Origin of the sequence: Vibrio fluvialis (genome assembly GCF_900460245.1) — a bacterium.
In the GTDB taxonomy this organism is placed as follows: domain Bacteria; phylum Pseudomonadota; class Gammaproteobacteria; order Enterobacterales; family Vibrionaceae; genus Vibrio; species Vibrio fluvialis.
In genome coordinates this window covers 888,265-903,668 of sequence record NZ_UHIP01000002.1, presented here as the reverse complement: position 1 = coordinate 903,668, position 15,404 = coordinate 888,265, and the positions used below count along the sequence as shown (strand labels likewise).

Sequence of the window (15,404 nt, the reverse complement as noted above, 5' to 3'; positions counted from 1 at the left end):
CCTGTATTCCTCTTTAATGCTTCAATTCAATGCGTTAACAAGATTGCTGGAGCTGGGTCGTGACGATTTTGTTGTCACTTTCTGGCAGTGTTGCCAACCAGTTTTCAAACTGTTGACGTACCGGACGCCCATTACTGGTGAACAGCCCCGGCTGCTGCTTGAGCCCGGCGACCGTTACCACTTTGCCGATGCGGGCATAATCCGGCAGTGTGTTGTTCAGTTTGTGGATGCTCTGCACCACGATTTCAGGTTGATTGCCATCCACGACCGCTGTCAGCGAAGACTGTCCTTCGCCAACCACGACCATACTTTGCAGAGCAGGCAGCAATTGCGCTTCCGATTCCAGCCACTCCGGTGAGATATTGCGTCCGTAGGCAGTAATGATTTGATTCTTTTTACGCCCGTTGATGGTCAGAAAACCTTGTTCATCTAACTCACCGAGATCCCCGGTTGCCAGCCAAGGCTGAGCGAAGGGTTCGCCGATGTAGCCCAACGCCACGTTGCCGCGCACCAGCACTTCGCCGTCTTGCGCGATTTTAACTTCCACATGGGGAAGCACCCGGCCACTGGTTCCCGGCTTTTGAGCACTTGGCGTGTTGAGACTGACGACCGATGCGCACTCAGACAAACCGTAACCTTCAAAGGCCGGAATGCCCAACGACTGCGCCTTTTGCAGTAAGGCAGGTGTCACACGTGCACCACCGACGGCCACGAACTTGAGCGAACGTGACAGCATTGGATTGAGCGTCACAATGTGGATCAGCGCCATCAGTAACGCCGGAGTCAGAACCAGGCTATTTGGCTGATACTGGCTCAGGGCTACCGCGAACTGATTCGGATTGAACTGGCTTGAACCCGACAATCCCACCGCTTGTCCCGGAACCACGACTGAGGTGGCACCCAGCAGAAGCGGAACATAGACGCCGGTGATGTTCTCAAGTAGCGTCGACAGCGGCAGAAGTATCAGATGTTTCTCACAACAGGTTTCGGTTGCAATCGAATCAGCCAGCGCGGCACTCACCAGCGCCAGTTGCTCGTCGCTTAAACAAACCCCTTTCGGCTGTCCGGTTGAACCGGAGGTAAAAGTAATTTTGCTGCTGCCGGGCAACCAGTGCGCGCCATGCGCATGCTCATTACGCCACAGTGGCAAACCTTCGATTTGCCCCAACAGCTCAGGCTGCCAACTGTGCCACTCTCCGATCAATACATCCGCACCGGATTGCTCTAACGTGTGCGCGACCTGCGCATCACTAAAAAACATCGGGACAGGCACAGACGGGATCTGCGCCTGCATCGCGGCAAGGTCAGCGATGACCCAGTCCAAGCTGTTTTCTGCTCTCAGCGCAATACAATGAGCCGCCAAACGACTAAGCTGATCCGCCGCTTCCCGCACTCTGACCAGCAAACTCAGATAACTGATCGATTCCATTTGTTGCGTGCGCTCGCTGTATCCGGTAAACGCCGTGGCATCCGGTGTCTGCTCTGCGCGTTGGACTAACGCCTGTAAAATCTTGTTCATGAAAAACCTCCGCTTAAACGATGTTTGCGGTCGGAAAACAGAGCCTGTAAATGCGCTAGGGCTCCTTTGAGATTGCCTGCAACAATGCGTGGCTGATATTGGTAGTAATTGCCCCAAATGCTGTGGGCATCAGGAATGCGGGTCGGATCGGCTTCGGCCAGAATGGTCGGATCCAAACCAAGGCGGCACATCATGGCGTACAGGGGATCTGTGGCGGTAAAAATGCACCACTCATACCCCTGCTCCACCAGCTTCTGTGTCATCAGCAGAAAATGCAGTGAAGAAAAACCTTTGGAAAATGATGCAAGCTGACCAAATTCAATCAGCTGCGCGCGGTCAATCGGACGACTGAACGCCGAGGCGAGCAATTCATCGGCCGGATGATCCAGATATTGTTCGAGAAACAGTGCCTCTTCGCTGGCAACGCGGTAACCACACAGAGATTTAATGTGGTCCTTATCCATCAACGCCATGAAGGTTGGCATAAAGCAATTGAGACGTGCATCAAACGCCAGCGAATAACGCTGAGCAATGTAGTGTTCGACCTCACCCCGCTTGGGATGGTTGCGATCAATGATCGCCAGATCAAGTGCATGATCCTGAAAAAAGTCTCTCATTCAGAAGCCCTCTGTGGTGCCTTACTCACTGAGCTTAAGGAGGCAAGCTTAAGAGAAACTTAAGAGACTTAAGAAAACAAAAAAAGCCGCGACAGGAACCCTGTAGCGGCTTGGATTGATTACAAAATTTTTATTTTCTGCCGACGCCCATGACGACTGGCATGACACCTTGCGGAGTGCTGATTTCAAACACCTTGCTCACTTCGACCGTCGCAAAGCCAGCCTGTGTCAGCATGGTTTCCACATCACGTTCACTTAAACCAAATTCAGGGTCGTTATCATCCACCAGCCAATCCCAGTGAACAAACAAACCACCCTCATCCAACAAGGTATAAATGATGTCGGCAACTTCATTCTGGTTGGGTACAAAACCACACACCGAAGACGCCACGACCACATCAAATTGTTTGCGGAATGCCGGGTGCTGCGCAACCAGACCGCGTGTTAAGTGATCCACTACCGGCTCAACATTGGCCAGCTCTTTTTTATCCAGCTCTTCGATCATGGCTTCGGATGCATCCAAAGCCACAATATCTTTTGCCACTGGTGACATCAGTTGACTTAGCAAACCCGTACCGCAACCGAAATCCAGCACATGCTTGCCTTCAAGCGAAATGAGCTTATTCAGTTGCTGAAAAACGTTCTGCGCAAAAACGGTTGTCGCTTCGTCTTTTTCCCAATCCGCTGCGTATTCGTCCCAGTCGTGTGCCATCATGGCCTCCGTGTTACTTCTTGTATTCGGGCAAACTGCCCAAGTGACCTCAAAATGGCTGGCTCATGGCCGAAAATCGATAGATTTTCTGTGAACCCGTCGGTTTGAGGCAACTTGAACTCCCCAAGATTAAACCAAAACGAAGTGAAGTTCATAGAGTTACAACGCAATCTTGCGTAAGAAAATCTGAATTTGGCTCAATTGGCGATTATTAGAGCAGATAGGCAGCCACACAAAAATTGTTTATGATTCCGAGACTTTCATTGAGTTGAGCACGCTATGAACCTGTCACAAATCGAAGCATTCTGCACCATTGCCAACACGGGTTCGGTTTCAGAAGCCGCCCGTCAGTTGGAGTGCAACCGCACCAAACTCAGCATGGCAATCAAAGCTTTCGAAACCGAATTGGGCGTGGAACTGTTCGCACGTACCGGAAATAACCTTACCCTATCTGAAGCTGGCAAAGCGATTTACAAAGATTGCGAGAGCATCCTGATCACCGCGACGCGCATTCGCCGCACCTGTTCACAAGTGTCTGATGAGTTCGCCGCAGAAATGTGGATCGCCCGTGACGACTCTTTGCCCGATACACTGTGGCAGGATCTGGCGCATTCACTCAATAAACTGTTTCCCAATACCTCGTTTAACATCGTGCTTGCCTCGAGTGGTGACCTTGCAAGCCTGGTTGCGACTCAACAAGTGGATTTCGCGTTCGGAGTTGACTACGAACGTTTGGACGATCCCCGTATCGGTTATCAGCCGCTGGGCAAAATCCGTATGATGTCGGTGTGTAGCGCGACCCACCCGCTAACCAAAATCAAACGGGTAACAGACGAAGATCTGCGAAAATCCATGCAAGCGGTGATGGTGTATCTGAATGAACAAGACAATTCGAGTCTGGAGCCTTTTTCGCGCCGTTATATCGGCTTTTCCAGCTTTGAGTACATGCTCAGTACCATTCTGACGGAAAGTGCTTGGGGCGTACTGCCGGAACCGCTGATTCGTCACCACTTGCGCGAGCAACGCCTTGCGGTAATTCGCCACACCTATGGTTTGACACAAGAGGATTTTTGTATGTTTAGCGTTGCGGGCAGTTCTGAAAACCCGGCGATGCTTTGGCTCGCCGATAAGATCAGCGACTACTTGTTTGATTTCTAAATTCTTGCTTTGGGGATGCCCGACTTGCCAATGAGCCAGTCAGCGTCAATAATAATGACAGCAAAAACACGAAGCAACCTATTGATTTTAAATAAATAAAACAAAACAGCTCAAACATTAACCTGTTGAATATGCAAATCGTCGTTGTAAAGCCACGCCGTTCAGCCAAAATATCCTCAGTTTCCAACAGGTAAAAATTAAAATGTGTGCTCGAACAAGTTTTAACGAAAATCGTGTCTTGACCCTCTCAGCTCTTTTTGCGTCAATGTTTGCGGGTGGTGGCTTGATTGTCGGTCTGCTTGTAGGCTCACTGGTTATCATGTTTGACGGTGTCTATTCTCTCGTCAGTTTACTGTTAACATTATTGTCGCTAGTCGCTGCTCGCTACATCAGAAAACCATCTGATGCCCAATTTCCTTTTGGCCGCGCAGTGTTCGAACCGGCGGTAATCGCCGTGAAAGGTGCTGTGATTCTACTGATCGTCAGTTATTCACTGTATTCTGCTATCGGTTCCATGTTTACTGGTGGCCGCCCAGTCGATGCGTCTGTCGCGACTGCTTTTGGTGCCATCAACGTTGTAGGTTGTGGCCTGGCTTGGTGGTATATGAAATCACTGGGTAAACGTCACGCATCAGGTCTGATTGACGCTGAAGTTAAACAGTGGCAAATGGACACCATGTTGAGCGTAGCCGTAACTGCTGGTTTCGTTATCGCATGGCTGATGACTCTGACGCCAATGGCAAAATACGCGGTATACGCCGACCCGATGATGATGCTGGCAATGTCGTTCTACTTCATCAAAGTACCATTTGAGATGCTACGCTCTGCAATGCGTGAAATCTTCCTGATGGCACCGAGTAAAGAGATTTGTCAAACCGTCGACCAAAGTGTGGTTGCGGCTGGTAAAGAATCGGAACAGGACATTGAACTGGCAGGCGTGACTAAAGTCGGTCACGAGCTGTGGGTCGACGTGGATATTTACCCAGACAGCAGCGAAGTAATTCTGGTAGAAGATATCGAACAAACACGCAATACCATCGAAAAACGTTTGTCGAAACTGCCGCTGAAACTGCAGATTACCGTAAACATCGCAAGCTAATCGCAAACCCGCCCTTCGGCGGGTTTTTTATTCCCACTTTTGTGAATACCCTCTTTAGCATTGACAACCCTCAGTACATGTATGAAATTGATTGTATGAAAGCGAATCAGAAACACCTCAACGCACGAATTATCATCATTCCATAGGAATGGTGGGATTGTGCTGTGCTTTTAATATCTCGAACCCACCCTCAGAGGTGGGTTTTGTGTCACTGCCTCGTGGGAACTGACAGCACCACAGGAGATCACATGAATAAAATCGCCGTTTTTGGAAAGCCCGGTAGCGGAAAATCGACGCTCAGCAAAGCGCTCGCGGAGTCTACAGGTATCCCGCTTCATCAGTTGGATTCGATTGTTTATCAGGCTGACGGAGAGCTTACGGATCGCGAAATATTTAACCAGGCGCATCAGCAAATCTTAGCGTCAGAGCGTTGGATCATTGATGGTTTCGGCCCGTTGGCTTCGTTCAATGAACGGTTGGAAGCGGCAGATACGTTGGTGTACATCGATCTGCCCTATGCATTGAGCTATTGGCTGGTGACGAAACGCTGTTTGAAAGGCTTATTGGTCAAACCTGAAGGCTGGCCTGATGGCAGTTCTGTTCTTAAAGGCACTTGGCAAAGCTATAAGGTACTTAAGCTTTGTCCTAAATTCTGGAATGATGATTTTTTGAGTCGCTTACAAGTGCAGTCAAATCATAAGCAACTGCACGTCATCAGAACTCTGGAAGAGCTCAATCATTTCGTTCAGCGACATACCCATTCATAGCCACATCTGCGCCACAAAATAACTCTGCGGCGCACTGCCTTGTCAAACAGATTCTTGCGGCGCATGGGTAGCGCTGCTCTCTGCTGCGCGTTCACGGGTCACCCACCAGCAAATCAGTGAACCCAACGTCACCATCGCCACGCCTTGCCAGAAGCTGGTCCCCAGTAGAACCCCCAATATCAGCGAAGAAAACAGGGTGGAAATCACTGGCGTAAAATACGATAAGGTCGCCAGCAACAGCATATTGCCGCGCAAAATAGCCAGATTCCAAAGCGCATAGCCGCTCCCCATGACAATACCGGTCAATAGTAAACTGATGGTGCCGGTGCCGTTAAATACCAGCGGCCCTTCATCACTGGCCGCATACTGCCCCCAAAGCACCGCCGCCGTCGCCAGAAAAAACACACAGATGGCATTCTGACCGTTGGCAATAATCTTGGTCACATTGCAGTAAACCGCCCAGATAATGGCGCCAAAGAAGGCCATCGCGTAAGTGAGCGGATTAGTCGCGACATTATCGGCGATGAGAGAGACAGACAACCCCTGTTCGCCCGTAATAGTCCAGGCAACGCCGATAAACGCCAACGCGATACTCGGATACACCCAAAGACTGACCGCTTTACGACTGGTGAGAACAGCAAACAGCACCGTTAATGCTGGCCAAAGGTAGTTGATGACGGCCATTTCCAGAGCCTGATGACGCGAGTTAGCCATACCCAGCGCCAACGCAAGACATATCTCATAGCTGACGAACAGCGTACCGCCGATCAAAACATAGCGCAGTGAGAAACCGCGAAACTTGGGAACACCCATGACACCCAGCAGAAACAGAGACGCCACACTGTAAATCAGTGCCGCACCGCCTATTGGCCCGAATTGTTCAGCGACCGTGCGTGTCAGCCCCATTAAGCAACCCCACAACAAAATAGCTGCAACACCAAACAGGGTATAACGATGACGTGCCAAGATATGCTCCGCGAATACTAGCAGGAAGAGAAGTGCACTGTAGCGGAAAACCTCAGAAGAGAGAAGCCTCCTCACTCGACTTAAGGTAGCGAATAATCCTCGCTGGCGTACCGCCTACCAACGTATCCGGTGGCACATCGTGATTAACGACCGAGTTCGCCGCAATCACAGAGCGAGCGCCAATCGTCACCCCCTGATTGATCACGACATTGCCGCCGATCCAGACATCGTCTTCCACCACGATTGGCTTGCACACCGTTTCCCAAAGGCGACGGCTACGATAATCCAACGAATGGGAAGCGGTATAGAACTGACAGCTTGGCCCAATCAGCACGTTGTCGCCAATGGTAATCGGAGCGTTATCCAGCATGACGATATTCATATTTAAAAAAGTATGACGACCAATTCGAATCGTCTGACCAAATTCACAATGAAAGGGGGGCTGGACAATACTTTCCGGGCCGAAAGCTCCAAACAATTGGCTTTGCAAACGGCCTCGCTCTTGTGCGTCGATAGATTGATTGATGCGCACTTTGAGTTCTGTCGCTCGCTGGCTGAGCTCAATAATCGAAGGATCGTTGCCGTCAAACACCTGACCTGCCATCATTTTTTCTCGTTCTGTCATTTTGTTTTCCTTTGCTAAGTTCACAAAGGGTAACGGCTTTTAGTCAGGAAAAAAGAGAAAAACCGACAGTTTGACTTTCCCCTATTTGAGAAGCAAAGACGAAATTGTTGAGATGAGAAAGTGTAGCTGCGTTATTCCCTTAGGCGTCAGCGTCCAAATAAGCCAAACAATGTGCCCTAACACAATGCACAACATGAACAATTGGAACAGCAATGACCGAGGTGAAAGGTTCAGGTGGTATTGCCCAAGCAGTGCACCCGGCCAGCCACCCAGCAAAGACAAAAAGAGCACGGCCGATGCACTGGTTCGCGGCTTGCTGCGTTTTTCTGCTCGTTTGTCTAATGCGTAAATAAACCAAACCAGAATACTGGCCAATAGGTAGTAATAACCAACAACCGGCGGATAATCCCAATAGATCACACAGCCGACCAATGCGGCAAAAAACCACATGGCGGTCAGTGACGACCACGGAAACGCACGCACTCCGTCAAGGTGAGTGGCACGCCGCTTTCCTTCTTCATCCTGAACAATGCGAAACCGCACTTCTTGTCCTGAGTGGCTTTTCAGATCGACTGAGTTAGACACATCCTGCTGATAAAATTTGATGCGCAACGCGTCGGCCTCCGGAGTAACGTAGCCGTAGCCTTTGTCTGCATACCACTCTGTGATTCGTCCTTTGACCGCCATGATTTGCTGAGTTTTCTATCAACGTGCTTTAAGCATAGCTAAGCGGGCAGCAACAGCGAATGCCGCCCAATAAAAAACCGGGCTTTTGCCCGGCTTTTTTATTCAGTGATGATTTCCCAACTGTGGGTCATTTCGACCCCTTTGCCCAACATGAGACACACCGAGCAATATTTCTCCAGTGAATCGGCGGTGACTCGCGCGACCACTTCTTCGCTGAGGTTTTCACCGGACACAGCAAAGTGAACGTTTACTTTGGTGAACAGACGCGGCGCCGTTTCACGACGCTCTGTCGTCAGTTTAGCCGTGCAGCTACGAACCTTCTCACCCGCAGATTTAAGACCATCCACCACGTCAACTGAGCTGCAACCACCTGCCGCCATCAGCACCATCTCCATTGGGCTTGGCGCTGTTGCACCGCCGTTGCCATCCATCACAATAGAATGACCCGATTGTGACTGGCCGATAAACTTAAAGTCTTCAACCCACTTAACTTGTGCTTCCATTTTTACTACTCATCTATGCCAGAACTTGGCGTCATAATACCAACATCAGCGAGTTCATCGCTATACGAACCAGAATATAGCCTATCCACACCGCAAACAGACTGATCGCGCTACCGACTATCAAGAACAGCCCATCACGCTCAATAATCCCCAGTGCAAAAAAGATAATCGCGATGTTCGGCGGGAAGTTCACAAACGGCAGCGGCAGCACTGCGACCGCCGCGAGAACACAGATAATAATACCAATGACACGACGAGCCATCTTATTCGACAGCGGTTCCCAACGCGGTTTGATGTAATGCTCAATGCGTTCAAACCAAGGCAAAAGCTCTTCAATAAAACGAATGGTTTTCTGACGGTGCAGTTTACGTTTTTGAATGATGCGAGGCAGACGTGGGGCCTGAAAACCCAGAGCCAATTGCAGGCCAAGCAGGAAAATCGCAAACCCGGCGAAAAAAGAGATACCAGGAATCAGGCCAGCTAAACTCAGCATGATCAGCAGCGCGCCATAAGAGCGTCGCTTAAGCAGCTCCAGCAAGGTACCAATCGACAAATAAGGTTCAGGGTGATCTTTTAAAGTTTTAACCAGAAACTCAGAGGTTTTCTCCACGTAGTGATCGCTCTCTTTATTTTGTTGGCCTGACGGAATCAGGCGGATGGGCGCATTATCATTCATCCTTCTCGCCTCACGCAATCGAGATTATTGTCTTTACGACAACTTGCCATAATCACTGTTGCGCTTTGTCAGCGCAGATAAAAGAAAACCCCACTAAGCTTTCGCTTAGTGGGGTTCAGTTCTTACTCGCAGCAATCCGGCTACTAATAGGTGCTCCCTGCATCTATTCCTTGATAGTCTGCTGTATCCTTCAGCGCATTCCGTTTCATCGCCGTCCTAGCGGTGTCCCTGTTTCCGTCATCCTGACAGACTTACGCCTTAATCCTTTAGGTTGTCCATCGACCTTCCGTTGTAACCATCCTAGTTAGCAAGCGTCCAGCTAATGTCCTTCGCTTTCCATGCCGACCATTCATCCTGAATAATCGAATCTTCGTCCTGAAGATGACCTGTCCTTGGGTCTTTCCTGTTCCGTGTCTGCTTCCTGCTGACAACTTGAGATTACGACATCGGCGATTTTCAGCAAGCGGCTTACAACACGATAGATATTGAGAAAGTCTCTCAAATCAAATAAAAGTAAATAATTACAATACGTTAAAGTTAAACTTTCGTTTTTGATGATAGTTACAAACGCCGATCTCTCACATCACGTGTAAGAGATCTCGCACAAAGCCAATCCTAAATCATCCCTGTCATCAAAAAGCCCCTCGAACACAAAAGTTGATGGAGCTCTCACTCTAAAAAGCGTAATAAGGAAGCAGTCAGGCTGTCTTGGCGGCTGAAGGCCAGATTTTCCTAGACTCACCCTATTAAATTAAGGATATTATTACCGATCTTAATCACATAACTGACAAAACTCACCGCTAACTCTGTTGAGGAAACCACCACATGATTTCTAAATGGGCACAACGCTTTTACCAAATGGCAGAACTTGTTGGCTCGTGGAGTAAAGACCCTTCCACGCAGGTAGGAGCCGTCATTACTAAACAGAATCGCATCGTCTCGGTTGGCTTTAACGGCTATCCACACGGTATCTCTGACAGCGCCAATACCGATGATCGTGACATGAAATATCTCAAGACACTGCACGCCGAAGAGAATGCCATTCTGTTCGCGAAACGAGATCTGGATGGTTGTGAGATATACGTCACCCACTTCCCTTGTCCGAACTGCGCAGCCAAAATCATTCAAACTGGTATTTCTGCCGTGCATTGTCCTGAGCAGTCGGAAGATTTTCTGTCGCGCTGGGGCGACAAAATTAAAGTGAGTCAGGATATGTTCCTGCAGGCAGGGGTTAAAGTGAACTGGCTGCCAATTAATGAGCTGCAACCTATCAGCGAAATCAACAAATAATATGAGCCCTCCTTTTGGAGGGCTTTATTTTTCTACCTACGCTGTCTTTTCAATCTTTCGAATTAAAACAAAAGTTAAGAGCGTTTTTTGACCGTCTCTTAAATGAGACTGAGCGGTAACTTTGCCGTGTTTGTCTGCCGTTTTGACCTGAGTCTGCTTTGTGACAGACAAACTGGGGCTACAATTCCATTCATAAACCCGATTCGCTGCAATTCGCTTTCTCTGCAGCCCGAGCGCGACTAAAACAGGATCTCTATGGCATCAACGTCAAATAAGGCTGTTTCAGGATTAGGTACGCGTTTTATCATTACGCTGTTGTATCTGCTCGCTGTTTCCGTCATCAGCTACACGCTGCTCACCCAACATCACGTCGCGGTGCACTACTACTATGGCTATCCGGTTTGTATGCTGATCGCTCTGGTTGCCCGTCCGCGGTGGCTGAAAGCATTGGCGGCTATCACTTCTATTGCCGTTATTCTGGTGGGGAGCTATTTTGAACCGCTCAATCTGGATGCGATAGAAGAAGCATTTCTTCTGATCCCCCTGACCTACATCGTGCTCTACCCCGGTTCACTGTGGCCGTTTGCTTCAGCAATCCTGCTGATCGCCAGCTACCTGCAATACCAAAAAGTGGGAACGCCAGCTTTCAGCGAATTCACTGAAGATGCGCTTGAACTTACGGCCATCGCCTTCTTTGCCACGGTCGGTGTCTATTACAAACAGAAGCTGCAGCGCCAGCTGGAACGTTATCGCCGCGACAGCCAGACCGATTTCCTGACTCAACTGGCCAATCGCAAAGCGTTTACCCACGAAACCAAAGAGCTGGAGCGTCACCGTGATCCCACGGAACATTACGCGTTGCTGCAACTGGATATTGACGACTTCAAACTCATCAACGACAGCCTTGGCCACCAGCAAGGTGACAAGCTGCTGGCGGAACTGGCGAAACGCCTGCGTGAGCTGGATTTTTCGCGGGTGAATCTCTATCGCATGAGCGGCGATGAATTCGCGATCATTCTCAAAGACAAGTTTGATATTCGTTTCTACGCCGATCAGGTGGCCAACTACATTCTGGAAGCGTGCAATAAAGGCTTTAGCCTTAACAACCGTACGTATCACATGACGATGAGCATCGGGATTGCCCTGTTCGAGGATGCTATGCACGACAGCGACATCTGGTGCCGCAATGTGGACATCGCTGTGCTGCGCGCCAAGCAAAAGGGCAAAAATATCATTCAGCATTTTGATGAAGAGCTGATCAGCGAAACGATCCGCAACTACCAACTGGAAAGAGAACTGAGTAACGCCGTCGACAAGCAGCAGCTTGCGCTTTACTTTCAGCCAAAAGTCGACATTGCCACAGGTCAGGTGCATAGCGCAGAAGCGTTGATTCGTTGGCAACATCCCGATTTAGGGTTGGTCAATCCGGAAGAATTTGTGGGTGTGGCTGAAAAGAGCCAGCAGATCATTCCGATTGGTCGCTGGGTGATTGAAACCGCGTGTAAACAGGCCAAAGCCTGGCAACAAGCAGGGCACGAAATCTGTATTGCCGTGAATGTTTCTACGGTGCAGTTTTTATACGATGATATTTTTCATGTGGTGACCAAAGCCCTGCGTGAAACCGGGTTAGATCCGAAACTACTGCAACTGGAGATTACCGAAACCACATTAATGCAGCAACCGGAGAGCGTGTGTGAAACCTGTCAGGATTTACGTACGCTGGGTATACGAATTGCGATCGATGATTTTGGTGTCGCATACTCGTCCCTGAACTATCTGAAACAATTGCCCGTTGATGTGTTGAAAATCGATAAATCGTTTGTTGATGACTGCGTGCACAACCACGACGACCATATGCTGGTGCGTACCATCATTCAGTTGGGCCACAACATGGGTAAAGTGGTTACGGCCGAAGGCGTGAACAACCACAACCAACTGCATTTGCTGGCGATTGAAGGCTGCGACGAATATCAGGGCTACTACTATTCAAAACCGCTCCCTGCGAATCAATTCATTGAACGCATCGAGCGCATCGAATATCCGGAGCCTACGCGACTTCAAGCTCATTAAAAATATCGAATAGCTGCTTTGACTTATACGGTTTGGGCAAATACGCATCCATCCCCGCTTCAAAGCAGTGAGCGATATCTTCATCCAGCACACTGGCCGTGAGAGCGATGATCGGTATTTTCTTCAGCCCTTTTTCGGCTTCCCACTCACGAATTTTGCGCGTGGCGGTAAATCCGTCCATGACAGGCATCATGCAATCCATCAGCACCGCAGAGAACTGGCCGCCCTGAGTAACAATGTCCACCGCTTCCTGACCATTGCTGACAATCACATATTCCAACCCTGCTTTCTCGAGAAAAAACGTCGCGATTTTCTGATTCATCAGATTGTCTTCGACAATCAGAATGCGGGAGGTGCTATCAGCATCGACCGCCAGCAAAGGGCGTTCCTGATTAAGCGACGCTTCGCTGGATACTAACGGCATGCGGATCATCCGCTCGAAACGGCTGCCCAAAAACGGCAGTGTGATTCGGCCATTCACCAGTTCAGCCACTTCTTTATTGGTGAAGAGATGGTGCTGCAACATGATGAGTTTAGCGTGTGGAAAACGCTGTTTAAGTACCGCAATATCTGCGCGGCAACTTTGCGCCAGACTATAGCAATACAACACGTTCACCACACTGCTGGTAAAGGCTATTTCAGCCAGCTGCGCAACCGTGTTGGTTTCGACCAGATCCAGCCCCAACCGTTGACACTCACGGCGAATCGCCGCGGAATAGTTGGAATTGTTGTTGATCAGCAACGTGTATTCGCCCAAGGCCGCGATAGCGGGCTGATCCGTTGGCAAATCCACCGGAATCATGAACTCAAACTGGCTGCCCAACCCCTTGGTGGAATGAACCTGAATAGAGCCATGCATCATCTCCAGTAGTTCGTGACAAATCGCGAGCCCCAGCCCCGTGCCGCCATACCGGCGCGTAATGCTGCCATCTTCCTGAGTAAACGGCTCAAAAATCGTTGTCAGCTTACTCTTCTCAATGCCTTTGCCCGTATCTGTCACACTGCACCGAATCATCGGAGGGCTTTGGTCGAGATAGTTCACCTCAACATTGACGTAACCATCCTGGGTAAACTTCACCGCGTTAGAGAGCAGGTTCATCAGGATCTGCTTCACCCGATATTCATCCGCAATCACCAATTCAGGCAACGCAGGATCGAGCTGAATATTTAACGCAATATGCTGGCTGACCGCTTTTGAGTTCACCATGTTGACGGTGTCATACACCATTTCCGAAAAATTGAAGCTGTTGGGGTTAAGCGTAAGACTGCCCGCCTCGATTTTCGACAAATCGAGAATGTCGTTGAGCAGCATCAGCAACGAGTGGGAAGAGGTATCAATATCGGCTAAGACTTCACTCTGGTTCGTGTTGAGGCCTGTGGAGGCCAGTATCTCCGTCATACCGATAATGCCGTTAAGCGGAGTGCGAATCTCATGCGACATGTTAGCCAGAAAGAAGCTCTTGGCGCGGTTCGCCGCAACCGCCTCTTCTTTGGCGTGAATCAGTTTGGCCTCATGGGCCTGCATTTCCTGCACAATATGATTCAGGCTGCGACAGAAATCTGAAAACTCATCGTTCCCGTCAATCGGGATCTGCTTTGCGCTGTCACGTTGCTCGCGCAAACGTCCCATGGTGTCGAGAATGCGGTTGAGTTTGGATGAGATGCGATAAAAGGTGCCAAGACCCAGAATCAGCAGCAGCACGAAGACCAACGCAACGCCTGCGCTAATCGTTGTGATACGCTGCGTATCGCTGGCAACACGTTGTTCAATCTGCCGCGAAAGATGGTCGGAAAAACCCATGAATAGCTTTTGCACCGCCGCCTGGCGATTCTCAATTGACTGCACGTATCCGGTCAACTCTTGCGGTGTCACCTCCTGATGCAATATTTTATCGCGCACCAGTGCCCCTTGTCTGAAATCTTGCTGCGCGAAGAGTTTGACGATTTGATCGAGCTGTGCGGTACTGGCACCGGTATCGATAAAACGCTCCAGATGTTGCTGTTCCCGTTCTGCTATCTGAAAATACTGACCCAACTGCTGCTGATCAAAATTCCCCGTTTCCGATACGCCGCGAATAAACCACACTTCACGCTGCATCCAGTAGAGAAACCAGCTCAAGTCGTCGTACACCACATCCAGCGTATGAATCTCAGACGGCGCCTGATGATTACTGCGTTTTTGAATTTCCACCAACAGTTCGTAAATCAGATCAAACGACCACTGACCGTAATCTTCCATATTGGAAGCCGACGCCGAGTTAACCTCACGCGCAAGGTTTTTAAGTTCTGCTACGTTGTTTTTGATCAGCAGTCCTGAGTTACCGATCAACCCTGTGTACGTCTGCGTATCGAGCAAACCATTCACGGCATTCAGTTCCTGATCGAGTTGCGCAAGATAGGGCTGAATATCATCGCCATTGGTGCGACCAATCATGGTTTGATACATCAGATGCGTCACATTGGTGATGTGACTGAGCATGGTGATCTTTTCTGTGATCACACGATAGGACGACAATTGTGACTGAAACTGGCTGAAGAGATTCCACGTTCCCCAACCAATCACAAGCATCGGCACTAAACAAAGCAGCATCAGGCGAGTTTTTATCGAGAAGCGAGAAGCAGTGCGCATTCCTAAACCTTGATTGTGAAGAGAGCTAGCCTATGGTTAAAGAGTAGACAGTCTTCGCACCGTTTGCGTCCATAATTTCAAGAAAG

The 15,404-nt window shown here is 49.5% G+C and carries 14 protein-coding genes; 5 read left to right on the top strand and 9 right to left on the bottom strand.

From position 1 onward, the window contains the following. Positions 1–34: 34 nt before the first annotated feature. The 3 genes from DYA43_RS19185 to DYA43_RS19175 all read right to left on the bottom strand — a co-directional run bounded on the left by DYA43_RS19185 (position 35) and on the right by DYA43_RS19175 (position 2,848). A complete protein-coding gene (locus DYA43_RS19185) occupies positions 35–1,519 on the bottom strand; it encodes an AMP-binding protein (protein ID WP_052193040.1) in 1,485 nt (494 codons plus the stop codon). Beyond that, positions 1,516–2,136, bottom strand: a complete 621-nt coding sequence (locus DYA43_RS19180) for a thermostable hemolysin (protein WP_024375483.1) — start codon at positions 2,134–2,136, stop codon at positions 1,516–1,518. The genes DYA43_RS19185 and DYA43_RS19180 overlap by 4 nt, the downstream gene beginning before the upstream one ends. A gap of 130 nt (positions 2,137–2,266) precedes the next feature. After that, positions 2,267–2,848: a class I SAM-dependent DNA methyltransferase gene (locus tag DYA43_RS19175; RefSeq protein WP_024375350.1), complete on the bottom strand. Its 582-nt coding sequence runs from the start codon at positions 2,846–2,848 to the stop codon at positions 2,267–2,269. 279 nt (positions 2,849–3,127) lie between these two features. Here DYA43_RS19175 and DYA43_RS19170 point away from each other — a divergent pair, with 279 nt between their 5' ends. The 3 genes from DYA43_RS19170 (at position 3,128) to DYA43_RS19160 (ending at position 5,872) form a co-directional block, all read left to right on the top strand. After that, positions 3,128–4,006 carry a LysR family transcriptional regulator gene (locus DYA43_RS19170; RefSeq protein ID WP_020329009.1) on the top strand — a complete coding sequence of 293 codons (879 nt, stop codon included), beginning with the start codon at positions 3,128–3,130 and terminating at the stop codon, positions 4,004–4,006. A gap of 202 nt (positions 4,007–4,208) precedes the next feature. Further along, a complete protein-coding gene (locus tag DYA43_RS19165) occupies positions 4,209–5,105 on the top strand; it encodes a cation diffusion facilitator family transporter (RefSeq protein ID WP_024375351.1) in 897 nt (298 codons plus the stop codon). Between the two features lie 248 nt (positions 5,106–5,353). After that, positions 5,354–5,872 (top strand): P-loop NTPase family protein, encoded by a 519-nt coding sequence (locus tag DYA43_RS19160; RefSeq protein WP_032080753.1) that lies wholly within the window; start codon positions 5,354–5,356, stop codon positions 5,870–5,872. Positions 5,873–5,914: 42 nt separating this feature from the next. On the opposite strand, the gene yddG is transcribed toward DYA43_RS19160, so the two are convergent. The 5 genes from yddG to DYA43_RS19135 all read right to left on the bottom strand — a co-directional run bounded on the left by yddG (position 5,915) and on the right by DYA43_RS19135 (position 9,329). After that, positions 5,915–6,838: an aromatic amino acid DMT transporter YddG gene (gene yddG / locus DYA43_RS19155; protein ID WP_061055403.1), complete on the bottom strand. Its 924-nt coding sequence runs from the start codon at positions 6,836–6,838 to the stop codon at positions 5,915–5,917. Positions 6,839–6,890: 52 nt separating this feature from the next. Further along, positions 6,891–7,463 carry a sugar O-acetyltransferase gene (locus DYA43_RS19150; RefSeq protein ID WP_020329004.1) on the bottom strand — a complete coding sequence of 191 codons (573 nt, stop codon included), beginning with the start codon at positions 7,461–7,463 and terminating at the stop codon, positions 6,891–6,893. A gap of 81 nt (positions 7,464–7,544) precedes the next feature. Next, positions 7,545–8,150, bottom strand: a complete 606-nt coding sequence (locus tag DYA43_RS19145) for a DUF1294 domain-containing protein (protein ID WP_061055402.1) — start codon at positions 8,148–8,150, stop codon at positions 7,545–7,547. Positions 8,151–8,248: 98 nt separating this feature from the next. Continuing rightward, complete coding sequence (locus DYA43_RS19140) at positions 8,249–8,653, bottom strand: OsmC family protein (RefSeq protein WP_020329002.1); 405 nt, start codon at positions 8,651–8,653, stop codon at positions 8,249–8,251. A 31-nt stretch (positions 8,654–8,684) separates the two neighbouring features. Further along, a complete protein-coding gene (locus tag DYA43_RS19135; protein WP_032080750.1) occupies positions 8,685–9,329 on the bottom strand; it encodes an exopolysaccharide biosynthesis protein in 645 nt (214 codons plus the stop codon). A gap of 825 nt (positions 9,330–10,154) precedes the next feature. Here DYA43_RS19135 and DYA43_RS19130 point away from each other — a divergent pair. Both DYA43_RS19130 and DYA43_RS19125 read left to right on the top strand, forming a co-directional pair. Further along, positions 10,155–10,619: a dCMP deaminase family protein gene (locus DYA43_RS19130; RefSeq protein WP_020329000.1), complete on the top strand. Its 465-nt coding sequence runs from the start codon at positions 10,155–10,157 to the stop codon at positions 10,617–10,619. Between the two features lie 255 nt (positions 10,620–10,874). After that, positions 10,875–12,689, top strand: a complete 1,815-nt coding sequence (locus tag DYA43_RS19125; protein ID WP_047461069.1) for a putative bifunctional diguanylate cyclase/phosphodiesterase — start codon at positions 10,875–10,877, stop codon at positions 12,687–12,689. Here the strand turns inward: DYA43_RS19125 and DYA43_RS19120 are convergent. Beyond that, positions 12,667–15,318, bottom strand: coding sequence for a hybrid sensor histidine kinase/response regulator (locus tag DYA43_RS19120; RefSeq protein WP_061055401.1), 2,652 nt, complete (start codon positions 15,316–15,318; stop codon positions 12,667–12,669). The genes DYA43_RS19125 and DYA43_RS19120 overlap by 23 nt on opposite strands. Between the last annotated feature and the right edge of the window lie 86 nt (positions 15,319–15,404).